21 protein-coding genes and 1 riboswitch are annotated in these 24,342 nt (G+C 42.2%); of the genes, 20 read left to right on the forward strand and 1 reads right to left on the reverse strand.

All coding sequences use genetic code 11. The annotated features are described in order from the left end of the window. Positions 1-14 precede the first annotated feature (14 nt). The 9 genes from ABC357_RS01570 (at position 15) to ABC357_RS01610 (ending at position 9,690) form a co-directional block, all read left to right on the forward strand. Positions 15-1,136, forward strand: coding sequence for an amidohydrolase/deacetylase family metallohydrolase (locus ABC357_RS01570; RefSeq protein ID WP_412885826.1), 1,122 nt, complete (start codon positions 15-17; stop codon positions 1,134-1,136). Next, positions 1,129-1,452 (forward strand): PRD domain-containing protein, encoded by a 324-nt coding sequence (locus tag ABC357_RS01575; RefSeq protein ID WP_412885827.1) that lies wholly within the window; start codon positions 1,129-1,131, stop codon positions 1,450-1,452. The genes ABC357_RS01570 and ABC357_RS01575 overlap by 8 nt, the downstream gene beginning before the upstream one ends. A 23-nt stretch (positions 1,453-1,475) precedes the next feature. Next, complete coding sequence (locus ABC357_RS01580) at positions 1,476-1,838, forward strand: SFCGS family glycine-rich protein (RefSeq protein WP_412885828.1); 363 nt, start codon at positions 1,476-1,478, stop codon at positions 1,836-1,838. 6 nt (positions 1,839-1,844) lie between these two features. After that, on the forward strand, positions 1,845-2,189 hold the full coding sequence (locus ABC357_RS01585) for a DUF4312 family protein (RefSeq protein WP_412885829.1): 345 nt from the start codon (positions 1,845-1,847) through the stop codon (positions 2,187-2,189). Between the two features lie 11 nt (positions 2,190-2,200). Beyond that, positions 2,201-2,986 carry a DUF4311 domain-containing protein gene (locus ABC357_RS01590; RefSeq protein ID WP_412885830.1) on the forward strand — a complete coding sequence of 262 codons (786 nt, stop codon included), beginning with the start codon at positions 2,201-2,203 and terminating at the stop codon, positions 2,984-2,986. Further along, on the forward strand, positions 2,987-3,646 hold the full coding sequence (locus tag ABC357_RS01595) for a DUF4310 family protein (protein WP_412885831.1): 660 nt from the start codon (positions 2,987-2,989) through the stop codon (positions 3,644-3,646). Positions 3,647-3,659: 13 nt separating this feature from the next. Further along, entirely contained in the window at positions 3,660-4,781 is a 1,122-nt protein-coding gene (locus tag ABC357_RS01600; RefSeq protein ID WP_412885832.1) for a DgaE family pyridoxal phosphate-dependent ammonia lyase, read from the forward strand. Continuing rightward, the gene (locus ABC357_RS01605) at positions 4,768-5,475 is read left to right on the forward strand and encodes a KDGP aldolase (RefSeq protein WP_412885833.1); all 708 of its coding nucleotides are present in this window, start codon (positions 4,768-4,770) and stop codon (positions 5,473-5,475) included. Before ABC357_RS01600 ends, ABC357_RS01605 begins: the two co-directional genes overlap by 14 nt. A 264-nt stretch (positions 5,476-5,739) precedes the next feature. After that, positions 5,740-9,690 carry a beta strand repeat-containing protein gene (locus ABC357_RS01610; protein ID WP_412885834.1) on the forward strand — a complete coding sequence of 1,317 codons (3,951 nt, stop codon included), beginning with the start codon at positions 5,740-5,742 and terminating at the stop codon, positions 9,688-9,690. Positions 9,691-9,750: 60 nt separating this feature from the next. Here the strand turns inward: ABC357_RS01610 and rluF are convergent, their stop codons facing one another. After that, positions 9,751-10,455, reverse strand: coding sequence for a 23S rRNA pseudouridine(2604) synthase RluF (gene rluF / locus ABC357_RS01615; protein WP_412885835.1), 705 nt, complete (start codon positions 10,453-10,455; stop codon positions 9,751-9,753). Positions 10,456-10,791: 336 nt separating this feature from the next. Continuing rightward, positions 10,792-10,989, forward strand: a riboswitch (cobalamin riboswitch). A gap of 164 nt (positions 10,990-11,153) precedes the next feature. On the opposite strand from rluF, the gene ABC357_RS01620 reads away from it, so the two are divergent. From ABC357_RS01620 to istB, 11 genes are all read left to right on the forward strand, one after another. Then, positions 11,154-11,378, forward strand: a complete 225-nt coding sequence (locus tag ABC357_RS01620; protein WP_412885836.1) for a hypothetical protein — start codon at positions 11,154-11,156, stop codon at positions 11,376-11,378. Then, positions 11,379-12,494, forward strand: coding sequence for a citrate synthase (gene mmgD / locus ABC357_RS01625; RefSeq protein WP_412885837.1), 1,116 nt, complete (start codon positions 11,379-11,381; stop codon positions 12,492-12,494). A gap of 92 nt (positions 12,495-12,586) precedes the next feature. Next, on the forward strand, positions 12,587-14,020 hold the full coding sequence (locus tag ABC357_RS01630) for a bifunctional 2-methylcitrate dehydratase/aconitate hydratase (protein ID WP_412885838.1): 1,434 nt from the start codon (positions 12,587-12,589) through the stop codon (positions 14,018-14,020). A gap of 19 nt (positions 14,021-14,039) precedes the next feature. Continuing rightward, positions 14,040-14,954 carry a methylisocitrate lyase gene (gene prpB, locus ABC357_RS01635; protein WP_412885839.1) on the forward strand — a complete coding sequence of 305 codons (915 nt, stop codon included), beginning with the start codon at positions 14,040-14,042 and terminating at the stop codon, positions 14,952-14,954. A gap of 92 nt (positions 14,955-15,046) precedes the next feature. After that, on the forward strand, positions 15,047-16,765 hold the full coding sequence (locus ABC357_RS01640; RefSeq protein ID WP_412885840.1) for an acyl-CoA dehydrogenase family protein: 1,719 nt from the start codon (positions 15,047-15,049) through the stop codon (positions 16,763-16,765). Positions 16,766-16,780: 15 nt separating this feature from the next. Continuing rightward, positions 16,781-17,668, forward strand: coding sequence for an NAD(P)-dependent oxidoreductase (locus ABC357_RS01645; RefSeq protein WP_412885841.1), 888 nt, complete (start codon positions 16,781-16,783; stop codon positions 17,666-17,668). 17 nt (positions 17,669-17,685) lie between these two features. Beyond that, a complete protein-coding gene (locus ABC357_RS01650; protein ID WP_412885842.1) occupies positions 17,686-19,140 on the forward strand; it encodes a CoA-acylating methylmalonate-semialdehyde dehydrogenase in 1,455 nt (484 codons plus the stop codon). An 81-nt stretch (positions 19,141-19,221) separates the two neighbouring features. Further along, the gene (locus ABC357_RS01655) at positions 19,222-20,007 is read left to right on the forward strand and encodes an enoyl-CoA hydratase-related protein (protein ID WP_412885843.1); all 786 of its coding nucleotides are present in this window, start codon (positions 19,222-19,224) and stop codon (positions 20,005-20,007) included. A gap of 14 nt (positions 20,008-20,021) precedes the next feature. Continuing rightward, positions 20,022-21,071 carry an enoyl-CoA hydratase/isomerase family protein gene (locus tag ABC357_RS01660; protein WP_412885844.1) on the forward strand — a complete coding sequence of 350 codons (1,050 nt, stop codon included), beginning with the start codon at positions 20,022-20,024 and terminating at the stop codon, positions 21,069-21,071. 753 nt (positions 21,072-21,824) lie between these two features. Beyond that, a complete protein-coding gene (gene istA / locus ABC357_RS01665; protein ID WP_412885845.1) occupies positions 21,825-23,108 on the forward strand; it encodes an IS21 family transposase in 1,284 nt (427 codons plus the stop codon). Next, on the forward strand, positions 23,108-23,866 hold the full coding sequence (gene istB / locus ABC357_RS01670) for an IS21-like element helper ATPase IstB (protein WP_412885551.1): 759 nt from the start codon (positions 23,108-23,110) through the stop codon (positions 23,864-23,866). The genes istA and istB overlap by 1 nt, the downstream gene beginning before the upstream one ends. The last annotated feature ends 476 nt before the right edge of the window (positions 23,867-24,342 follow it).

Consider the following 24,342-nt stretch of genomic DNA (forward strand, 5'->3'; position numbering starts at 1 on the left):
AGAAAGGAACGTATATGAATAAGTCTATCATTATATCAAATGGGATTCTGATCGATCCGGAAAAAAATACGTCGATTGCAGGCGACATTGGAATTGAAAACGGAAAAATCGTCAAAGCAAGCACTCTAGCTGGAAGAAACCCAGACTATATAAACGCAGAAGGGAATTATATTGCACCCGGTTTTATAGATATGCATGTGCATATTTTTGAGAATTGGACAGAATTCGGTTTAAGTGCCGATACTATCGGTGTCAAACAAGGGGTAACGACGCTGGTCGATGCAGGCAGTGCCGGTTTTGCAGGGTATAGACAATTCCGGACGGAGGTGATAGATAAAAGCAAAACAGAAGTGTTATCTTTTCTTAATTTATCTAAAAAAGGACTTTGTGAAGGTTACTCTGAATTGGCAAATATGGACGATTTGATGGATGTGGAAGAATGGCTGGATATCCTTTCGCGGGAAGCCAGCATTGTCGGGATTAAAGCGCGCATGAGCGGATCAGTCGTTAAAGAAAATGGAATCAAGCCGCTCTATCACGCCAGAAGGCTGGCTGATCAAACGGCAGTTCCGATTATGGTCCATATCGGCAATCCGCCACCTGCCTTGAAAGAGATTTTGCCATGCCTTAAGAAGGGGGATATTGTAACGCACGCATTCCATGGAAAGCCGGGAGGAATTATGCAGGAGGATGGCACAATGGCAGTTGAGGCAGAGAGTGCTCTTTCCAGAGGGGTCCATTTTGATTTGGGCCACGGAGAAGCAAGCTTCAGCTATCGGACAATGGAACGTTATCTTGAAAACTATCGAACTGCCTTTACGATCAGCACAGATTTGCATAAGCGAAATAGGGAGAAGCCTGTCGGAAGTTTAATGGACACCATGACCAAATTGCTGTCCTTTGGCTTTTCTGTGGAAGAGGTCGTTAGAAGGGTTACATTCCTTCCAGCAAAGGCATTGGGCCTTACTGAACAGGGGACAATGAAGGAAGGCACTTGTGCAGATTTGACTATTTTTTCAGTCAAAGAAAAAGAAGTATTCCTGCACGATGCGGAGGGAGCCAGCCGCAGGATGAATAAAATCATTGAGCCATTTATGACAATCGTTAAGGGAGAGGAACTGATCATCCATGATTGAAGAAGAACAGTTGATTGAAAGAAGTTCCGATCGCAGCAGATGCATGGAATTAATTCAATTTTCCAGGGATTTATTGCGCCATGAAGGCATTGGTATGACTGGCGCCCAATGGCTTTCACTTGTTTCTCATTTATCCGGCATGGTACACCGGTCTGTAGTCGGCAAACAACTTGAGCCATTAGACCGCAATTTATTTTCTGAAATATCAGATAAATCTTTGGCATATGCAAAAGAAGTTGTAAAGAAACTTCCGGATTTAACGGAAGATGAAATATATTTATTGTCGATCCATTTTGAATCGGCCTTGCATTCATAAAAGAATAGGAGAGGGGATATGAGATGAATGAACCGGTTGTAGTAGTTATTGCGAGCCGTTTGGGCAATGGCCATAACGTAGCAAAGGGGGTAGAAGCAGCAGGGGGAAAAGCAGTTGTCGTGGCAGGTTTCGGCGCTGATATGAAATTAGGCGATGCGATGCAAGCAGAGAATGCTGATTTTGGCATTTCTTTTTGCGGCAGCGGAGGAGCAGGGGCAATCACAGCCCAGTCGAAATATGGCTATCCTGCTGAATATGGCATGCGCTCCGTGGATGAAGGAGTGACGGCCATCCGCAACGGAAAGAAAGTGCTAGGTTTCGGTTTTATGGATGTCGAGGAATTGGGGAAACGGCTGACCGAAGAATATAAAAAATCAAAGGAGTAGTGCCCAATGGAAAAACAGACAACCGTCATAACCGTTTCAGCTGCGGGCCATACAAAGGAGCAGGCCTTCTCGGCGGCACTCGGGCAAATACAAAGAAATGTATTGAAGGAGCAGGATGATATGGTGATCCGTATCGAGCCTCTTGATGTACGAGTGGTGGAGGCTATTGAAGAGACTTATACAGAGCGCTTTCTACTGCTTCTTTTCCCAAGGAAAAGAAGCAAGTACAAAGTGACATTGGAAGTCAAAGTAGAATTAGTGCTGCTTGAAGTAAATAAAGTTGCCTTCGAAGCAAGAAAGCAAGAGAATTTCAGTAATCTCAAAATGAAAGTAAATCGTGTACAAAGGTGATGGTGAATGCGATGGAATTTATGCAAATACTCATGAAATCACTCGTGATTGGCGGGCTGGTCGGTATGAGCGTGGGAATCGGGGCTGCACGTATGTTTCATGCCCCGAAAGTTCAGGGGATGGGAGCGTTCCGGACTTTGGGGGAATTGAATGCCTGTGCAGGGGATGCTGTCTCCCATTTTTCTTTCGGGCTCGGCTTCTTCTTCAATGCTTGGGCTTCAGCTGTCGGAGCGGGGGCATTTACTCAGGATGTGGACCATCGTGTCATTCCAAACTGGGCGGCTGCTGTGCTGCTGCGAAAGGGAAGAAAGCCGCAGGACACGCTGCATAATCCAAAGAAGATGGGGATAGCAGGCGCCATTATCGGCATACTTGTCGTATGCTTCTTGAACTTGACGGCATCTGCGATTCCGGCTTCTTTGCAAGTAATCGCTGTGAAGGTTCTTGTGCCAGCGGCTAACTTATTGATAAATCCTGTCATGCCTGTAATTTTCTGGCTGGCAGCATTGGATGCTGGAAAACGGTCCGGCATGTGGGGGACCATTTTAGGCGGGCTCGCCCATTTGATCATGGGAAATGCTGTGCCGGGGTTGGTGCTTGGCATCCTTGTTGGCCGGGGAGTAGATGAGGGAGGATGGAACAGAATCACAAAGACATTGCTGGCTGCCATTATCCTTTTGTTTGCGTGCAGTGCCTTCTTTAGAGGGTTTGATATCAGTTTGTTGGCTAGTTTCAAGCTGGAGGCCCCTGGGTGGCTGAAAGATTTCCATCAATTATTGGGATTAGAGGTGAAGTAAATGCAGGAGACGAATGAAAGGCTGTATAAGAATTTTTGGTATGCGGACTGGTCTTTTCCTTTGATTGCAGCTATGCTTTCTGCCGGTGTTTTTGCAGGAACGCATATGTATTATGTCTATCAGATTGGTGCGTTTAATGATGTAGCGATTGTAGCGATGCTGAAAGCCGGCATTGAGGGAGGAGGATATGGAGCCGCAGCTGCATTTGGCGCCAGTTTCCTGTTTGCACGAGTGCTCGAAGGAAGTCTGGTCGGCATTTTGGACATTGGCGGTTCTATACAGACTGGCATCGGAATTGGCGTTCCGGCATTGTTATTATCATTTGGGATCACCTCGCCTATTGAAAATTTTGCTTTAGCCTTGCTTACCGGAGCTGTTCTCGGTTTGATCGTCGGATATGCGATTATTATGATTCGTAAAGTAACCGTTGGAAAGTCGAATTCCACATATGGTGCAGATATTATGATGGGTGCAGGAAACCAAACTGGACGTTTTTTGGGTCCGTTGATTGTACTATCGGCCTGCTCGGCCTCCATTCCGATTGGGCTTGGGTCTGTTATTGGTGCAGCAATTTTTTATGTATGGAAAAAGCCGGTGGCCGGCGGGGCTATTCTAGGCGCTATGATCATGGGTGCTATTTTTCCGCTGCCGCTTGAGTAAGGAGTGGGTGTATATGGGTATTTTCAAGGAAATGGGTTTGCGGCAAGTAATAAATGCAAGTGGAAAAATGACTGCGCTTGGTGCGACTGCAGTCAATGACGTTATCGCTGAAGCATTGAAGAATGGGGCACAGGAATATGTCATTATGGATGAACTGATGGTGAAAGCAGGAGAAGATATCGCCGGACATACAGGTGCCGAGGATGGCTGCCCTACAGGAGGGGCAGCGGCAGGCATAGCCATATCAGTTGCTGCTGTCATAGCAGGCGAAGATCTATCCTTAATAGAACGATTGCCAGCCAGTGAAGGTTTGAAAAATGAAATCATCATTCAAAAGGGGCATCTTATCCATTTTGGCGGCAATATCGGCCAAATGATTACGCTCGGGGGAGGAATGGTTAAAGAAGTGGGCTGTGCGAATGAAGTTCTTCTGGAGCATATAGAGGGAGCAATCAATGAACGGACGGCTGCCCTTTTTTATGTGAAATCCCATCATGCAATCCAAAAGGGGATGGTTGCGGTGGAGAAAATGCTTGAAATTGCTGAAAGGCACCAGCTTCCTCTAATCGTCGATGGCGCAGCGGAAAGCGATTTTCGCCAGTTCACTGAAATGGGGGTGCCAATAGCCATATACAGCGGAGGCAAAGCGTTAGGCGGGCCTACTTGCGGATTTATCAGTGGCGATTCCCGATATATGGAAGCCTGCCGCAAGCAATATAAGGGAATAGGCAGAGCGATGAAAGTCGGCAAGGAAGATATAGCCGCTTTGCTTATGGCATTGGACCATTATGATGAACAAGGCATGCCAGAAGATGAGCAAAAAAAGAAGATGGAGAGCCTTTGTATGAAGCTGGAAAATGTACCGGGCATTGCGGCGAGGCTTATCCAGGATGAAGCCGGCAGGCCAATATACCGTGCGGAATTAACGATTGAAGCTGATACAGCAGGCATATCGGCCAAAGAAATAGCCAAGAAACTTGAAGCGGGCAATCCAGCAATCTTTTTACGCAACTATTACGCAAATGTGGGCAGAATGCAAGTGGATCCCCGTCCGCTCTTGCCTGGCCAGGAATATCAAATTGTGGAACGCATTATAGAAATTGTAGGGACTGGTGAAAAAAATGGCAGAAGTTAAATTCAATGTACTGGCAAAAGACGTCGATAATGCTTTGGAATTGTTTGAAGCCGCAGGGAATCGTGTGTTAATTGGCATCATGGTAAAAGAATTCCCGACGGAAGCAGAAGCAATCAACTCTGTTAGGCATTATCAGAAGCATCAAATACCTGTATCAGTTGGATTAGGTGCAGGCGACCCGGCGGTCTGGAAATCGGTGGCAGAAGTCTCTGCACAAACGGAACCAAACCATATTAATCAAATTTTCCCCGCGGCCGGATACACACTGGGCCGTATGGCGGGCAAACGGAAAACGATAGTCAATGCACTGATCGAACCGTCCGGTATACCGGGGAAGGTCTATATCTCTACAGGTCCGGACAGCAAAAAGTACAGGGAACCGGTAACCTGCGACTGCGCAGCTTCCATGCTTTCGGAAATTGGGGTGCATTCAGTAAAATTCTATCCGATTGAAGGAGAAGCAAGATTGGATGAAGTGTCATCCATGGCAAAAGCGGCCGTTACTGCCGGCATAACCATATTTGAACCGACAGGGGGAATTACGGTTGAGAATGTATATGCAATCGTTCAGGCTTGCATCGATTCAGGCGTGAAAGTAGTCATCCCACATTTATATACTTCTTTGATTGATCCAGAAACAGGTAGGACAGAGGTTTCTAAAATGAAAGAGCTTTTAGCCATGCAGTGGCAATAGAGCTGTTGCTAATATAGAAAAGACATTCTTCTATTAAGAGAATGTCTTTTTTATTTTTTCAATAAAGATTCGAACCTCTTACTGCTCTGTTTAATATCATATAGAATATTGGTTTTTTCAATAGTTTAATACTCTTCAAACGAAAATTCGGCTTTATATAGATTGTTAGATATCTTCGTATGAAGGTGAAAGGGTTCATTTATAAATAAATGATGCAGGTGAATTCATGTCGACTACATTAAACGGATTCAGGAGGGCTTTCGAATGGGGAAATGCCGTAAATGTAATCAAGTAAATTGTGTTTGTTTTCCATATAGTGATTGTGGCGGAACTCAACCAGTCTTTATTCCAGGTCCTCCTGGGGCTACAGGTTCGACGGGAGTGACAGGAGCGCAGGGAAGCACCGGTGCAATCGGAGTGACAGGGCCCCAGGGAGCAACAGGTTCAACTGGAGCAACAGGAGTACAGGGAATCACCGGACCGACAGGAGTGACGGGAGCCCAAGGAGAACCGGGTCCAACCGGAGCAACAGGGACGGGATTATCTGACTCAGTGCCATTTGATCCAGCCATGGCGCCATCTTATGAAGAGGGACAGCTCGTACTGTTTGAGGGAGAATTTTATTTTGCAAATGTTTCAGATCCGGCCGGCTTGCCTTCTGATTCCCCAGATTATTCTCTTTTGGCTGTAACAGCCGTGACAGGCCCGACTGGAACCACAGGCCCAATCGGGGTAACGGGAGCACAAGGAATAACAGGCCCAATCGGGGTAACGGGAGCACAAGGAATAACAGGCCCAACTGGATTAACGGGAATTCAAGGAGCAACCGGCCCGACAGGAGTGACGGGAGCCCAAGGAGAACCGGGTCCAACCGGTGTAACAGGAACCCAGGGAATAACGGGTCCAACCGGTGTAATGGGTGCTCAGGGAGAAGTCGGTCCAACTGGATTAACGGGAATTCAAGGAGCAACCGGACCGACAGGAGTGACAGGAGCTCAAGGGGAACCGGGTCCAACCGGTGTAACGGGAGCCCAAGGGGAACCTGGCCCAATCGGTGTAACAGGAACCCAGGGAATAACGGGTCCAACTGGAGTAACGGGAGATCAAGGAGAAACCGGCCCGACAGGAGTGACAGGAGCTCAAGGGGAACCGGGTCCAACCGGAGTGACGGGAGCCCAAGGAGAAATCGGTCCAACAGGCGTAACAGGAACTCAAGGAGAAACCGGACCAACAGGAGTGACAGGAGCTCAAGGAGAAATCGGTCCAACTGGAGTAACGGGAGCTCAAGGGGAACCTGGCCCAACCGGTGTAACAGGAACCCAGGGAATAACGGGTCCAACTGGAGTAACGGGAGCACAAGGAATAACAGGTCCAACAGGCGTAACAGGAACTCAAGGAGAAACCGGACCAACAGGAGTGACAGGAGCTCAAGGTGAAATCGGTCCAACGGGAGTAACGGGAGCTCAAGGGGAACCTGGCCCAACCGGTGTAACAGGAACCCAGGGAATAACGGGTCCAACTGGAGTAACGGGAGCTCAAGGGGAACCTGGCCCAACCGGGGTAACGGGAGCACAAGGAATAACGGGTCCAACCGGAGTGACAGGAAACCAAGGAGCAACCGGACCGACAGGAGTAACGGGAACCCAAGGTGAAATCGGTCCAACAGGCGTAACAGGAACTCAAGGAGAAACCGGACCAACGGGAGTGACTGGAGCTCAAGGGGAACCGGGTCCAACCGGTGTAACGGGAGCTCAAGGAGTAACGGGTCCAACTGGAGTAACGGGAGCACAAGGGGAAACCGGCCCGACAGGAGTGACAGGAGCTCAAGGGGAACCGGGTCCAACCGGTGTAACGGGAGCCCAAGGAGAACCGGGTCCTACTGGTGTAACAGGATTGCAAGGAAATACGGGCCCAACCGGAGTGACAGGAGCTCAAGGAATAACGGGTCCAACTGGAGTAACGGGAGATCAAGGAGAAACCGGACCGACAGGAGTGACGGGAGTTCAAGGGGAAGTCGGTCCAACTGGTGTAACGGGTGCTCAGGGAGAAGTCGGTCCAACGGGATTAACAGGTTCTCAAGGAGAAACCGGACCGACAGGAGTAACGGGATCTCAAGGAGAACCGGGTCCTACTGGTGTAACAGGATTGCAAGGAAATACGGGCCCAACCGGAGTGACAGGAACTCAAGGAGAAACCGGACCGACAGGAGTGACGGGAGCCCAAGGGGGAATCGGCCCAACTGGTGTAACAGGAACTCAAGGGGAAATCGGTCCAACCGGTGTAACAGGAGCCCAAGGAATAACGGGTCCAACGGGTGTAACGGGTTCGCAGGGAGCAACGGGTCCAACCGGTGTAACAGGAACCCAGGGAATAACGGGTCCAACCGGCGTAACAGGAGTTCAAGGAATAACAGGCCCAACGGGTGTTACGGGTTCGCAGGGAGCAACGGGCCCAACTGGAGTAACGGGAGCTCAAGGAGCAACCGGACCGACAGGAGTGACAGGAGCTCAAGGGATTACGGGTCCAACCGGCGTAACGGGTTCACAGGGAGTAACAGGCCCAACTGGCGTAACGGGAGATCAAGGAGAAACCGGCCCAACCGGAGTGACAGGAGCCCAAGGGGAAACCGGACTAACCGGAGTGACAGGAGCACAAGGGGAAACCGGCCCAACCGGAGTGACAGGAGCCCAAGGGGAAACCGGCCCAACCGGAGTGACAGGAGCCCAAGGGGAAACCGGTCCAACCGGTGTAACGGGAGCCCAAGGAATAACGGGCCCAACGGGTGTAACGGGTTCGCAGGGAGCAACGGGTCCAACTGGCGTAACAGGAACCCAAGGAGCAACAGGTCCAACAGGAACCCAAGGAACAACGGGTCCAACTGGTGTAACGGGAGCCCAAGGAATAACGGGACCAAATGGGGTAACAGGAGTCCAAGGAGATACCGGCCCGACAGGAGTGACTGGTTCCCAAGGGATTACGGGTCCAACCGGCGTAACGGGTTCACAGGGAGTAACAGGCCCAACGGGCGTAACGGGTTCGCAGGGAGCAACAGGTCCAACCGGTGTAACAGGAACCCAAGGAGCAACAGGTTCAACCGGTGTAACAGGAACCCAAGGAGCAACAGGTCCAACAGGAGTGACAGGAGCTCAAGGAATAACGGGCCCAACCGGTGTAACCGGAGCCCAAGGGATTACTGGTCCAACGGGTGTCACGGGTTCGCAGGGAGCAACAGGTCCAACCGGTGTAACAGGAACCCAAGGAGTAACGGGTCCAACTGGTGTAACAGGAACCCAAGGAGCAACCGGACCGACAGGAGTGACAGGATCCCAAGGGATTACGGGTCCAACCGGCGTAACGGGAGTTCAAGGAATAACAGGCCCAACTGGCGTAACAGGAGCTCAAGGAGCAACCGGACCGACAGGAGTGACAGGAGCTCAAGGAATAACGGGTCCAACCGGCGTAACGGGAGTTCAAGGAATAACAGGCCCAACTGGCGTAACGGGAGCTCAAGGAGCAACCGGACCGACAGGAGTGACAGGAGCTCAAGGAGCAACTGGCCCAACGGGTGTAACAGGAACCCAGGGAATAACGGGCCCAACGGGTGTAACAGGATCCCAGGGAATAACAGGTCCAACCGGGGTAACGGGAGTTCAAGGAATAACGGGTCCAACCGGCGTAACAGGAGTTCAAGGAATAACAGGCCCAACGGGTGTAACCGGGGTAACAGGGGCTCAAGGAGCAACCGGTCCGACTGGGACGGTTACCTCTTTGGAACAGCCTTTCTTCAATAGCAATATTCAGCCACAGACAGTAGCCTCTGGAGCGAATGTTCTTAATTTGCTTCCGCGGCAAAGTGCTTCTGTCACCTACGATGCTGTAACGAGCACATTTACTGTCCAGCAAGCAGGTCTATATTTTTTGGACGTTACGTTAAGCACAAATTCTCCGACGACTGCTGGAGCAGTATTTTATTTGGTTTTGAATGGAGTGGCAACTACACAAAGTGCTCCTGCAGCGAATGCCAGCAATGGCGGGCCGATTAGTTTGATAAGGGTAGGTTCCTATGCTGTAGGAGATACCATACAAATCAGAAATGGCTCAACATTTAGTGTCACGCTTGTGAATGCACCCAATGTAGCAAACAGTTCCGGCCATGTCAGCTTCTTCAGATTCGCTACAGGCCCGTTGGGATCCATTGTTATTGTTAATCCTTAATGAATAAAGCGAATAGTTATCATAAAGAAAGAAGGCTCTGTGTGAAGGAGCCTTCTTTCTTTATGTTCTCGGGGTATAGCGAAGTTCTGAAAATAATTGCGTGCGTTCTTTTTCAGTTAAATCGCGCCATTGGCCAACCTTCAGGCCATCGAGTCTGATATTCATGATCCGTATGCGCTGAAGTCCCTTAACCTCATAGCCAAGGGCTGAGCACATACGGCGGATTTGTCTATTCAATCCTTGTGTCAATATGATTTTAAAGACATATTTGGACAGTTTTTTTACTTCGCAAGGCAGCGTTTTAGTATCAAGAATTTCAACACCGCTTGCCATTTGTTTCAGGAAATGAGTGGTTAATGGTTTATCCACCGTCACAATATATTCTTTCTCATGCTTATTTTCGGCACGGAGTATTTCATTGACAATATCGCCGTCATTTGTAAGGAGAATCAGGCCTTCTGAGTCTTTATCTAATCGGCCAATGTGGAAGATACGCAATGGATGATTGACGAAGTCTACTATATTTCCTTTAATATGCCTTTCGGTCGTGGATGTGATGCCGACAGGTTTATTAAGCGCAATATAGACATTTTGCTGTTCTGTCTTGATGGGTTTTCCATCCACCCTAACATCATCGCCATCTTCCACCTTGCTGCCGAGCTCAGCAACCATGCCGTTTATCGTCACTCTTTTTTCGGCAATCAGCTTATCTGCTCCCCGTCTGGATGTAATTCCAGATTCACCGATAAATTTATTAATTCGCAAACGTAAGCACACCTTTGATTTTAGTATTGTGTACTAAAGATAACGTAAAAAATGTTGAATGTAAAATAAGATGGAGTGCAATAGGGATTAGCAATATTGGGCGGACCCATGCCCTCTCTTTCTAAATTTCCAAGCTTCTCTTTTTACCCAAGGGAGAAGCTTGGATCAAAACTGATCAAATTTGTATATTTGTAGAAATCATTAATTAAACTCTTATTGTAGACTAATCAATTCTTTGGATGGATAATTTACTTCTTACTTAAGAATACAATTTGTGTTAACGGTAAAAATTGATAATTAAATGAATATTTGTTATATTTAACTCGAATTAACAATTTTATATGTGTAGAAGCAGGTGTAGATAGTTTTGTTTATTATCTACCTAAGAGGGAAGTTCGGTTAGAGTCCGACGCTGTCCCGCAACTGTATTTGAGAGTAATTCGAAAAAACCACTGTCTTCAGCTATATGAAGATGGGAAGGATCGAAGAACGATGACCAAAAGCCAGGAGACCTGCCTGCTTCAGCATACATCAATACCTACGAGGATAGGGGGTGTTAAGTGCGAGCAATGAAGGCATGTTTTTTTTTAGGAATAACACATGCTTATTTAGGTATCTGTTCGATTTCTTAACAACTTCTAATGGGAAGTTGTTTTTTTATTTTTCTTGATAGTACAAACAATTACGAGGTGGACACTATGTTTGGAACAGTTCAGTACTTTACCGATTGCTTTAAAACTTGTATTATGAACAATTTCATTATTGAAAGACCATTCACATTACATTCTTATTATGAACATCAGCTGAATGAGATTATGGGAAGGTCAGAAATAAACAATGAAAAAGACATTTTTTCAAGTAATCTTGAAAAGGCTTACAAAAATATAAGAGAAGAGTTATTTGGAGATAGGAGGATGGAATAAATGGAAACTAAGGATACATTTTTTCCTGGATTAGATGGTGTAGTTGCAGTTGAAACAAAAATTTCATTATTAGATACGAAAAATAGTGAAATTGTTATTCAAGGCTATGACCTTATTAAGTTATCCCAAACAAAAGAGTATTTAGATATCGTCTATTTATTGCTTGAAAAAAGCTTACCTAATTCCTCCGAAAAAGAAGCACTGGCAAAGAGTTTAAAAAACGAATATGAAATACCCGTGGAACTCTCAGAAATATTTAATCATCTTCCCACTCATACTCATCCTATGGACGGGCTTAGAACCGGCATCTCAGCACTCTCAGGATTTGACATTCACCTTGATGACCGTTCATTAACCGTAAATAAAGACCGTGCTTACCAACTGCTTGGTAAAGTACCGAACATTGTAGCGAACAGCTATCGGATCATTAACAAGATGGAATTGATTCACCCCACCGAAAGCCTTTCATATACTGCAAATTTTTTTAATATGATTACAGGCCGCATACCTACTCCATTAGAAGAAAAAATATTTGATCGTTCCCTAGTTCTATACAGTGAACATGAAATGCCAAACTCCACGTTTACAGCGAGAGTTATCGCTTCCACTCAATCTGACTTATATGGTGCATTAACTGGTGCAGTTGCTTCCTTAAAAGGATTCCTTCACGGAGGAGCCAATGAGGCCGTTATGTATATGCTAAATGAAGCCGGTACCGCTAAAAGGTTCGAAGAGTTGCTAACTACAAAACTGTTTAAAAAAGAAAAAATCATGGGATTTGGTCATCGTGTTTATATGAAGAAAATTGATCCTAGGGCAGTAATGATGAAGGAAGCGCTAAAAGAGCTTTGTGATGTAAAAGGCGACTATACATTATATGAGATGTGTGAAACTGGTGAAAGAGTAATGGAGAGAGAGAAAGGAATTTATCCGAACCTTGATTATTATGCAGCCCCAGTTTATTGGATGTTAGGCATACCAATTCCACTTTATACACCAATCTTCTTTAGTGCAAGAACGGTTGGTCTTTGCGCTCATGTAATCGAACAACATGCTAATAATCGAATATTTCGTCCACGAGTACATTATATAGGTGAGCGTCGCGTTCTTCATTAAAAGAAGGCGTGAACACAATTGTTGCCCATTAAATAAAAGTGGCGAATATCTATTTTTTTATATTCAGCTCCTAACAGAAAAGGAAGGGTCTCATGCTAAAAACAAATAATATTACCAAAACAGATACTTTATTGGAAGAAATCGCTGATTATGTATTGTATAAAGATATCACAAGTACAGAAGCATATCGCACGGCGCACTATGTATTGCTCGATACGTTAGGGTGTGGAATTCTCGCTTTAAATTATCCAGAATGTACGAAGCTGTTAGGGCCTTTCGTTCCTGGCACTATCGTCCCTAATGGAACCCGTGTTCCTGGTACTCCATATGTACTTGATCCTGTAAAAGGAGCCTTTAATATTGGATGCATGATTCGTTGGCTCGATTATAATGATACTTGGCTTGCGGCGGAATGGGGCCATCCATCAGATAACCTTGGAGGTATTCTTGCAGTCGCGGATTACTTAAGTCAAGTACGCCTTGCTGAAGGAAAAGAATCACTTCTTATTCGAGATGTTCTTGAAATGATGATTAAGGCACATGAAATCCAAGGCATTCTTGCTCTAGAAAACAGCTTGAATCGTGTAGGACTCGATCATGTTCTATTTGTAAAAGTCGCAACTACTGCAGTAGTCACGAAACTACTTGGAGGATCAAGACAAGAGATTATTAATGCACTTTCTAATGCCTGGATCGATAACTCTAGTTTAAGAACATACAGACACGCACCTAATACTGGATCACGTAAATCCTGGGCTGCTGGTGATGCCACAAGTAGGGGAGTTCACCTAGCATTATTGGCATTAAAAGGTGAAATGGGCTATCCAAATAGTCTTTCAGCACCTGTTTGGGGATTTCAAGATGCCCTCTTTAATAAAAAAGAATTAGTCCTTGGCCGTCCGCTCGATTCTTATGTGATGGAAAACGTTTTGTTCAAAGTGTCGTATCCAGCAGAATTCCATGCCCAAACAGCAGCAGAGTGTGCTGTTAAACTTCATCCTCAAATAGTGGACCGTCTTAATGAAATTGAGGAAATTATGATTATGACGCATGAGTCAGCTATCCGTATCATTGATAAAACAGGCCCCCTCTCTAACCCAGCAGACCGCGATCATTGCTTGCAGTATATAACAGCAATCGGGTTGCTTAACGGTGACATTAAAGCGGAAGACTACGAGGATAATAGTGCTCTAGACCCTAGAATTGATGCCTTGCGTGAAAAAATGAGTGTAGTAGAAAACAAACAGTATAGTCAAGATTACCTCGATTCGAGCAAGCGCTCAATCGCCAACAGTGTGCAAATTCGTTTCTTAGATGGAACTGTTACCGAAAAGATAGAAGTAGAATATCCATTAGGTCATCGGTTCCGCAGAGAGGAATCCATTCCAAAAATCAAAGAAAAATTTATGAACAATATAAAAACCCATTTTTCAATCAAACAACAGCGATTAATTGAAGAGACTTGCTATGACCAAAAAAGATTAGAAAATTTGAGTGTTATTGAATTCATTAATTTGTTCATCTAATAAAAGGAGATGGTCCTAAATGGCATGGATTGTAGATCAACCATTGACACAACAGGAACTAGCTAATCAATTTCAAAATCTTATGTCTAAAAAAACCATTTTGCAAATACCTGGTACTCACGATGCAATGGCCGCCTTGGTTGCCCAGCAAATAGGTTTTGCGGCTCTTTATTTATCAGGGGCAGCTTATACAGCTAGCAGAGGACTCCCTGATCTTGGTATTATTACTTCCACTGAAGTGGCAAATCATGCAAAAGACCTTGTGCGTGCCACTAATTTACCGGTTTTAGTAGATATTGATACAGGTTTTGGTGGGTATTTGAATGTTGCCCGAACAGCTAGAGAAATGGTGGAATCACTAGTAGCGGCCGTTCAATTGGAGGATCAACGGCTCCCTAAAAAGTGTGGTCATCTAAATGGTAAACAGGTTATCTCCACAGAAGAGATGGTACAAAAGATTAAAGTAATTAAAGAAGTAGCTCCCTCCTTACTTGTTGTAGCTAGAACAGATGCGCGCAGCATTGAAGGATTGGATGGAGCAATCGACAGGGCAGCTGCATATGTAGAAGCGGGAGCAGATGCAATCTTCCCAGAGGCCCTTGAATCTAAAGAAGAATTCCGATTGTTTAAGAATCAAATTAAAGTACCGCTTCTCGCCAACATGACCGAGTTTGGAAAAACTCCTTATTACACAGCAGAAGAATTTCAAGAAATGGGCTATCAGATGGTCATATATCCAGTGACATCTTTACGAGCGGCAGCAAAAGCCTATGAAAGAATGTTTCAGTTAATTAAAAAAGAAGGCACTCAAAGAGACGGAATCAAGGATATGCAAACGCGAAGTGAATTATATGACACTATATCCTATTACAATTTTGAAAATTTGGATAAAGAAATGGCAAAAACAGTCCTTAAAGAAGAACATAAATCCTAAACATCTAAAAAAGGCGATGATACGTAAAAAAACGTAAAGATCATCGTCTTTTTCAAATTTAATTGTAAAGAGTGAAAGTGAGGAATAATTTGATGGCCGAAGCGGAATTGCAATGGTATGAACCCTTTATTTCTCATCCAGAATCAATAGAGCATATGTTTATTCCAGAAGATTTTAGTGAAGAAGAGCAGCTCATTTCAAAAACCACAGATTTATTTGTTAAAAACGAAGTAATCCCTCTTCTTGAATTAACTGAAAAGTATGATTACAAAACCATAAGAGACTTGTTTAAAGCATCTGGAGAGCTAGGATTACTCGGTATCGAAGTTCCAGAAAAATATGGAGGTCTCTCTCTCAATAAAAAACTTTCTGGACTAGTGGCCGAAAAGATGGGCTCTGGGGGATCGTTTAGTGTCTCATTTAATATCCATGCGGGTGTAGGGACATTACCATATGTTTATTACGGAACTGAAGAACAAAAGAAAAAATATCTACCTAAACTCATATCTGGAGAATGGATTGGTGCGTATGCCTTAACGGAACCAAACGCAGGATCAGATGCATTAAACGCTAAAACTACTGCTGTTTTGAATAAAGAGAGAACAGCCTGGATCTTAAATGGTGAAAAACAGTGGATTACAAATGCAAAAATAGCTGATGTATATGTTGTCTTTGCTAAAACGACTGAAGGTATGACTTCATTTATCGTAGAGCGTTCTTTTGATGGAGTTTCGGTTGGCCCTGAAGAAAAGAAGATGGGCATTAGAGGATCATCAACAGCAACTTTAATCATGGAAGAGGTTAGTATACCAATAGAGAATGTACTTGGTACAGTGGGGAAAGGGCATCACGTGGCATTAAACATTTTAAATATGGCCCGTTTAAAACTAGCATTCTCAAACATCGGTATGTCAAAACAAGCATTAGCGCTTTCTATAACCTACGCTAAAAAACGTACACAGTTTGAGAAACCAATCATCTATTTTTCGATGATTCAAGAAAAGATTGCTAACATGGCCATTTCCATCTATGGAGCTGAAAGTTCTGCTTATAGAACTGCTGGACGGCTAGACAAACTTTTTACATCTGATCATTCATTAGAAGAAAAATTAAAGCAACTTGCTAACTATGCATCTGAATGTGCAATCAATAAAATTAATTGCTCTGAAGTCCTCGGTCGAATTGTAGATGAGGCTGTACAAATCCATGGTGGATACGGTTATATGCAGGAGTATGAGATAGAGCGATTATATCGAGATGCGAGAATTAGCCGGATTTTCGAAGGTACAAACGAAATTAATAGACTAACTATTCATAAAATTATAGTTAATAATGTGAACCAAACTAAAGAATTATCGCCCGAGCCTGTATTCAATAATCCAGGCAACCGAAATCAGCAATTTATTCAGCTCTCTTATTGGCTGTTCTATAAATCTTTAGCAGCTTTGAAACGTTCACAGATTTTAGACGATCAAGATCAAGATCAAGAGTATGCACGATTACTTGCTGATATGCAGATAGAAATTTATCAAATGGAATCAGTAGTTGTACGAACAAAAAAGGTCATACAAAAAAGGCAAAAAGAAAGAGAATTGAAAGAAAAGATGGCACATGTCCTTTGTGAAGAAGGCTTTCGCAAAGTAGAAGCTATGGCCCTGACCGTCTTAGCAAGTATCGAAACGGATGAAAAAGAAAGAAAACAGCTAATAGATGAAATTCATAGTCTCCCTATCCCTATTTTCAGTAACTTGTTCTATAAAAAGCGTGAAATTGCAGCAAGAATAGCTGAACATGAAAAATATATCATGTAAAAGGAGAGAAATCTTATGAATACAATTGGATTTATTGGTTTAGGCAATATGGGCCTTCCTATGTCGCAAAATTTACTTCTGTCAGCCTTTACTGTATACGGATTAGATTTGAACAAGGAAGCTGAAATGACCTTTCATCAAGCAGGTGGAACAATAGGTTTATCGGTTCAAAAAATGGTAGAACTATGTGATGTTATCCTTACTAGTCTTCCTTCATCGCATGCAGTAAAAGAGGTATTTTTAGGAGAAAATGGTATCATCCATTTGAGTAAACCCGGTATTCTACTTATAGATACAAGTACGGTTTCCCCCGAGCTGAATCTTGAGATTGAAAAAGAAGCAAATAAAAATGGAATCGATTTTCTTGCAGCTCCTGTCAGTGGCGGAGTAATAGGTGCGATTAACCGGACACTTACTATTATGGTAGGTGGAAAGAAAGCTGTATATGAAAAGGCAACTCCTATTTTTAAAGCACTGGGCCAAAATATCTTTCATGTAAATGAACACATTGCTAGCGGTACAAATACAAAATTGATCAACAATCTTTTAATTGGGTTTTATACCGCAGGTGTAAGTGAAGCTTTACATCTAGCAAGGAATAGCCATCTAGATCTTGACAAATTATTCGAGATGTTAAACGTTAGTTATGGTCAGAGCCGTATTTATGAACGCAACTATAAAAGTTTCATAGCAGATGACAATTATGAGCCTGGCTTTTCTCTAAAATTGCTGAGAAAAGATCTTGGATTTGCTATGGATCTGGCTAAAAAGAATAATGTGGAGCTGCCAGTAAGCAAAATTCTCTACAATTTATATAAAGAAGCTGAAGAGAAGGGATACGGAGATCAAGACATGGCTGTCTTATATAAAAATATTAGTGAGCAAAAGAAAACACTTCTATAAGAAAGGGGAGGAGACAATTGAGAACAACCTATATTAAAAAAATGAAAAATAGTATTAACGGAGAATGGATTGATGCTACGGGAACCGAAGTCGAAGAAGTAGTAAATCCTGCAAACGGAAATATTATCGCCTATGTACCCTTGTCAACGAAAGCGGATGTAGATCATGCTGTACAGGCTGCGCAGAATGCATATCATACTTGGTCATTAGTTTCTGTTCCAAATAGAACAAGATTTTTATTCAAATATCTGCAGTTACTTCAAGAACAAAAAGAACAGCTAGCTGAAATTATTACAATGGAAAATGGTAAAACGTTAAAGGATGCTCAAGGAGAAGTCCAGCGAGGAATTGAAGTCGTTGAACTTGCGACTGCAACACCTACTTTAATGATGGGGGAAGCTCTACCTAGAATTGCAGAAGGGATAGATGGATCAATTTGGCGTTATCCACTAGGGGTCGTAGCAGGAATAACACCGTTTAACTTTCCTATGATGGTGCCATTATGGATGTTTCCACTCGCTATCGCGTGCGGAAACACGTTTGTTTTGAAAGTTTCAGAACGCACACCTATTCTTGCCGAGAAACTTGTAGAGCTTTTTTATCAATCAGGGTTTCCTAAGGGGGTCCTTAATCTCGTACACGGATCCAAAGATGTAGTGAATGGATTGTTAGAAAATAAAGAGATAAAAGCTATTTCTTTCGTTGGCTCAGAACCAGTGGCTAAGTATGTATACCAGATCGGTACAGCCAATGGAAAACGTGTTCAGGCCCTTGCCGGTGCAAAAAATCATGCTGTGGTCCTTGCAGATTGTCATCTAAAAAAAACGGTTCAAGGTATTATAGGAGCAGCATTCGGCAGTAGCGGAGAACGCTGTATGGCTTGCTCCGTTGTAGCAGTTGTAGATGAAATTGCAGATGAATTTATGAAATTACTCGTTTCTGAAGCACGAATGCTACAAACAGGGGATGGGAAATCCGAAACGACTTTTGTCGGACCATTGATTCGCGATGCCCATAAGAATCGAACTCTTGATTATATTGAAAGCGGTTTAAAAGAAGGCGCAACATTACTTGTTGATGGACGAACACAGAATCATTCAGAAGGCTACTTTTTGGGAGCTACTGTTTTCGATAACGTAACACCAACTATGAAAATATGGCAGGATGAAATTTTCGCCCCAGTTTTGAGTGTTGTTCGAGTAAAAGACTTGGATGAAGGAATTGAACTCACAAATGAGTCTAAATTTGCTAATGGTGCTGTAATCTACACATCGAGTGGGAAAAGTGTACAGCAGTTCCGTGACGAAATTGATGCTGGCATGATTGGCGTGAATGTCAACGTACCCGCTCCAATGGCATTCTTCTCTTTTGCGGGGAACAAGGCATCATTCTATGGTGACCTCGGAACAAATGGGAAAGACGGTATCCAATTTTATACCCGTAAAAAAGTAGTGACAGAGCGTTGGTTTTAACACGTACTTACACTAACAAAATTCATATATATAAAAAGACATTCTCTTTAGTAAAAGATTTATCTAATAGGAGGAGTAAGCTTGAACTATAGATACGTAACGATTGAGAAAGAAAACTATATCACTACTGTCACATTAACTAATCCGCCTGCAAATACACTATCTTCGTTCTGCATCGCTGAGTTACGGACTTTATTCCAAGACTTAAAGAACGATGTGGAAACTAGAGTCATTATTATTACTGGAGCTGGTCGTTTTTTTGTAGCAGGTGCTGATATTAAAGAATTTGTTTCAAAAGTAGGTGATCAAGAACAAGCATTATCACTTGCTAAAGAAGGCCAGGAGTTATGTGATGAAATCGAAGCTCTGAAAAAACCTGTCATTGCAGCCATTAATGGTGCTGCTCTGGGCGGAGGACTTGAACTAGCAATGAGCTGCCATTTCAGAATTATATCTGATCAAGCAACTGTTGGTCTTCCCGAATTAAAACTTGGTCTTATACCTACATTTGGTGGAACACAGCGACTTAGAAAAATAACCGATACAGCAACTGCACTTGATCTAATCCTAACAGGTCGAACAATTTCAGCAGAAGAAGCAGTAAATCTAAAGATCGCACAGCTATCTGTAAAACAGGATGAACTAAAAAATGTGGCAGTTACCGTGGCAAATTCATTTGTTGAAGGAAAAAGTATGACAAGTGTATCACGTGCAGTGGAATGTATCATACAAGGTAGCAATGAAACTATGGAACAAGGATTAAAAAAAGAAAGAAAAAGATTTTCCGAATTATTCTTAACCTCCGATGCAAAAGAAGGAATCCAAGCATTTGTTGAAAAACGCAAACCAAACTTTAAACATTCATAGAAGGAGTAGATCATATGTCCCAAGATGTTGCATTTTCCGTTAATTCAAATGGGGTGGCAACAATTCTGTTAAACCGGCCCAAAGCGCTTAATTCACTTTCCTTTAATATGGTCCATTTAATTAATGAGAAATTAAAAGAATGGGAATTCGATCATTCGGTTTTTATCGTCATACTAAAAGGAGCGGGGGAAAAGGGTTTTTGTGCTGGAGGAGATATTAAAGAGCTCTATAAAGCTCGTACTTCTGAATTAGCTTTGAAAAATGCTGAACTATTTTTTCAAGAAGAATATGAAACCGACATAGCTATTCATCAATTTTCTAAGCCGATTATTGCTTGTTTAGATGGCATCGTAATGGGTGGAGGAGTAGGCCTGACATACGGGGCTAGCCATAGAATTGTTACGGAGCGTACAAAGTGGTCTATGCCTGAAATGAATATTGGATTCTTCCCCGATGTAGGTGGAGCCTATTTTTTAAATAAGGCCCCAGGTTATATAGGACGATATCTAGCCTTAACGGCCTCTGTCATACAGGCTGATGATGTATTGTATATAAATGGTGCAGATTTCTATATGGATAAAGTAACATTAGAAAATTTCATTAAACAAATAGAAGAAACGGTTTGGAACCGTGATAAAGTAGATAATAAATTGCTTGATCATCTAGTCAACTCACATCAAACGACCCCACCTCAAAAAAGTAAGCTCTCGCAAATTCAATCAGACATAGACGAAAATTTCAGATTTAATACAATGGAAAAAATCATACAGTCACTAGATCAAAAGGATAGTACTTTCAACAGGAGTATAAAGAATCTCCTTCTTTCAAAATCACCTTTTTCATTAAAAATCACATTAAAACAATTGATCGACGGAAAACAAAAAACAATGCAAGAATGTTTCTCAACAGATTTGCTGCTAGCAAAGAATTTCCTAAAACATAATGACTTTTATGAAGGAGTCCGTTCCATTCTTATTGATCGTGATCACTCACCTAGTTATGAGTTTCAAAAAATTTCAGATGTAACTGATGAAGTAGTGACTAATTTTTTTAGGTCATTATGAGTGTGAAATGGGTGGATGCTACAATCATTTTTGGGATATGAACAAACTAGAATAAAAGATTACATTATATTAATGTAGGTCAGTGAAAGTTAAAAACGACATTAGACTAAAACTAATGTCGTTTTTTATGTAACAAAACCTCTTCATCTTACTCACCCACAGACAACTTTGATAGATGATTATTTTAAATGCCTAAAACCAACGGATAGTCAGTACTATTTTTTCTTGCTGAATACCCTATACCTTCGTAAAATAGTAAATAATGTGTTGATATTACACTTTTACATCAAATAAAATGTTTAAGTTATATACTTTTTGATAAAAATAAATGTGAGGTGAAAACTTTGAAAAGAAAGATTGCAGAAAAGTTACTGACCTAGAAGCAAAATCCTAGACGAATGCCCTTAGTAATACATGGTGCACGTCAAGTTGGCAAAACTCATACAGCGCTGACGTTTGGAAAAACATATTATAAGAATATAGTTTATTTTATATGGAAGATTGTTTGATAATTTTCTTGAAAACACTCATAGTAGCTGAGTAATATGCTTACATTACCATCAAGTTGATTGTTCATAGCGATTTTATTCATAACTCAATAGCCATAAAAGGAAAATAATTCTTGCCCAATATAAGTTTTTTCTATTATATGTTTTCCCCCATAGAAATGCTAATTTAAATATGTACAGTATTGCTCGAATAAATATGTACAAATTTGATATGAATCTACATACTAATCTTGGGGGGATTAGTATGTACATAACAATGAATATTGATATCGATTTTGAGATTAAAAGTCTTTCAGACTTACCGAAATTCAAACAGATTATGGAGCATATGAAAATGAAAATCAATAAAAGTAAGCTAGCAAAGGAATTGGGTGTGGATCGGCGGACAATTGATAAATATCTAAATGGCTTTATCCCAAAAAGAAAAAGGGAAAAGCCCTCAAAGATTGATCCTTATTATGAAATAATAGCCGCATTGTTATCAGAAGATTCAAAACAGGTATTTTATTACCGTCGTATGCTTTGGCAGTACCTAAAAGACAATCATGGATTGGAATGTGGAGCTTCAACCTTCCGTGCGTATATAGCTCGTACACCTGAATTTAATGCCTACTTTGAAGAGGATAAACGTATTTCTTCACCCAAAGGGACAGTCCGATTTGAAACGCCACCAGGTAAGCAGGCCCAATTAGATTGGAAGGAAAACATTTTATTCGAAACCAAAGAGGGAGAAAAGATAGAAGTCAATGTGGCGGCTTTCATTTTATCAAATTCCAGATTCCGAACATTTCAATTAAGTCTTTCTAAGTCACAGAGTACCTTACTTTCTTTTTTAACAGATACTTTTGAAGCAATTGGCGGAGTTCCAGCTGAAATCCTTACGGATAATATGAAAACGGTAATGGATGAAGCGAGGACTGATTATCAACCTGGGAAAGTGAATGCGAAATTTGATCAGTTTGCGAGGGACTTTGATTTTAAAGTCAAACCATGTATTGCAGGACGACCGAGAACCAAGGGGAAAATTGAATCCACAATGAAACTCCTTGATGAAATTCATGCGTACCAAGGTCAACTGACAATGGAGGAACTTCATCTATTCATACAGGATTTAGGGAATAGAATGAATCACCAGATCCATCAAGGAACGGGGAAAATACCGATTATGGAATTCAAAAAAGAAAGGAACCACTTACTCCAGCTACCAACTGACAAAGTAAGAGATTCCTATCGCATCAAACATACACATGTAAAAGTCAATGCATCAAACATGATTTCCTACAAATCGAATCAATACTCTGTACCACCAGAATATCAAGGAAAAAAAGTAGGCTTACAGGTGTATGATGACTACTTGTGGATTTATTATAACATGAAACTGATCGCCCAACATCCAATTAGTAACGCTAAACTTAATTATCAAGAGGAACATTATAAGGCAAGCTTACTTGTTTCCACCCCTCATTATCCTGAAATCGACGATTTAGCAAAACGGAATTTAGCAACGATTGGAGAAGTGTATAAATAATGAATCCAACTACAAACTATCAACAATTATTATGGAATCTTGACTATCTAAAGTTAAAGCAAATGAGCTTACATTTAAATGAAATCGTAGACTTCAGCGTAAAGCATCAGATGTCATTTATCGACACATTAATCAAGTTGACTGCGTATGAAATAGACATACGGGAGAAAAACATGACGCAATCGATGGTGAAGGTCGCAGCTTTCCCTCATTTTAAGGAGGTGAAAGATTTCGATTTTACCTTTCAAACATCGATTAACCAACAGCAGATTCTAGACTTCCTTACATTGCGTTTTATCGAGGAGAATGAAAATATTGTGTTTTTAGGACCAAGTGGTGTCGGTAAAACCCATTTGGCCACAGCAATAGGGATTGCGGCAGCAAAGAAACGGACGAGTACCTATTTTATTAAGTGCCATGACTTGATTCAAAATTTGAGGAAAGCTCGATTAGAAAATCGGTTAGAGAGCCGTTTGAAGCATTACAGCAAATACAGACTGTTAATCATCGATGAAATCGGTTATTTACCGATTGATCACGAAGACGCTAAGTTGTTTTTCCAGCTGATTGATCGAAGATATGAAAAAAGAAGTACCATCTTAACAACCAATGTGAATTTCAAAGCGTGGGATGAAATATTTCAGGAACCTAAACTGGCCAATGCCATATTAGACCGCATTTTACATCATGCGACAGTTGTGCCTATGATAGGTGATTCATACCGATTAAAGGATCATTTAGCAAAAGAGAACGAGTAATTCTGTACATCCTTATCCAAGCGAAAGTGTACATATTTATGTTGACATTTACATCCCCCATTTTATTCACCTCACTCAACTACTCTATATGGTTATTAGTCTAGGCATTTCCCGTTGAATTTATACCTGTAAAAGCATTCATCCTGTAACCTATATGTTGCAGGGGATAAATTGATTATCCTTACCGATAGTAAGTTTGCTTTCTATGAGAAGGTAGGGAGAGAAACTTATGGGTTTGATAGTGAGTTATATCCAAATGTCAGCTTAACCTATGTGTAAAAGATTCCCGTATTGGAAATTGTGATAAAACATTCTAATCAAGAAATATAGGAGCATGAATAGATGGGTAACACATGGGGGATTTCAAATGTTAAGCTACATTGCAACTGTTTGTGGATTGAATTTAACTGATTAGATCCTGAGACGAAAGAAATAATTAATAATGATTATTTTCGTATGGACATACGAAAGGATAA

The organism is Bacillus kalamii, assembly GCF_047238185.1.
Classification (GTDB): Bacteria; Bacillota; Bacilli; order Bacillales; family DSM-1321; genus Bacillus_AD.

What these genes read in the sequence shown, in the direction of transcription:
- ABC357_RS01570 (WP_412885826.1), top strand. Translation starts at nt 15, where the DNA reads ATGAATAAGTCTATCATTATATCAAATGGGATTCTGATCGATCCGGAA.
- ABC357_RS01575 (WP_412885827.1), top strand. Translation starts at nt 1,129, where the DNA reads ATGATTGAAGAAGAACAGTTGATTGAAAGAAGTTCCGATCGCAGCAGA.
- ABC357_RS01580 (WP_412885828.1), top strand. Translation starts at nt 1,476, where the DNA reads ATGAATGAACCGGTTGTAGTAGTTATTGCGAGCCGTTTGGGCAATGGC.
- ABC357_RS01585 (WP_412885829.1), top strand. Translation starts at nt 1,845, where the DNA reads ATGGAAAAACAGACAACCGTCATAACCGTTTCAGCTGCGGGCCATACA.
- ABC357_RS01590 (WP_412885830.1), top strand. Translation starts at nt 2,201, where the DNA reads ATGGAATTTATGCAAATACTCATGAAATCACTCGTGATTGGCGGGCTG.
- ABC357_RS01595 (WP_412885831.1), top strand. Translation starts at nt 2,987, where the DNA reads ATGCAGGAGACGAATGAAAGGCTGTATAAGAATTTTTGGTATGCGGAC.
- ABC357_RS01600 (WP_412885832.1), top strand. Translation starts at nt 3,660, where the DNA reads ATGGGTATTTTCAAGGAAATGGGTTTGCGGCAAGTAATAAATGCAAGT.
- ABC357_RS01605 (WP_412885833.1), top strand. Translation starts at nt 4,768, where the DNA reads ATGGCAGAAGTTAAATTCAATGTACTGGCAAAAGACGTCGATAATGCT.
- ABC357_RS01610 (WP_412885834.1), top strand. Translation starts at nt 5,740, where the DNA reads ATGGGGAAATGCCGTAAATGTAATCAAGTAAATTGTGTTTGTTTTCCA.
- ABC357_RS01620 (WP_412885836.1), top strand. Translation starts at nt 11,154, where the DNA reads ATGTTTGGAACAGTTCAGTACTTTACCGATTGCTTTAAAACTTGTATT.
- mmgD (WP_412885837.1), top strand. Translation starts at nt 11,379, where the DNA reads ATGGAAACTAAGGATACATTTTTTCCTGGATTAGATGGTGTAGTTGCA.
- ABC357_RS01630 (WP_412885838.1), top strand. Translation starts at nt 12,587, where the DNA reads ATGCTAAAAACAAATAATATTACCAAAACAGATACTTTATTGGAAGAA.
- prpB (WP_412885839.1), top strand. Translation starts at nt 14,040, where the DNA reads ATGGCATGGATTGTAGATCAACCATTGACACAACAGGAACTAGCTAAT.
- ABC357_RS01640 (WP_412885840.1), top strand. Translation starts at nt 15,047, where the DNA reads ATGGCCGAAGCGGAATTGCAATGGTATGAACCCTTTATTTCTCATCCA.
- ABC357_RS01645 (WP_412885841.1), top strand. Translation starts at nt 16,781, where the DNA reads ATGAATACAATTGGATTTATTGGTTTAGGCAATATGGGCCTTCCTATG.
- ABC357_RS01660 (WP_412885844.1), top strand. Translation starts at nt 20,022, where the DNA reads ATGTCCCAAGATGTTGCATTTTCCGTTAATTCAAATGGGGTGGCAACA.
- istA (WP_412885845.1), top strand. Translation starts at nt 21,825, where the DNA reads ATGTACATAACAATGAATATTGATATCGATTTTGAGATTAAAAGTCTT.
- istB (WP_412885551.1), top strand. Translation starts at nt 23,108, where the DNA reads ATGAATCCAACTACAAACTATCAACAATTATTATGGAATCTTGACTAT.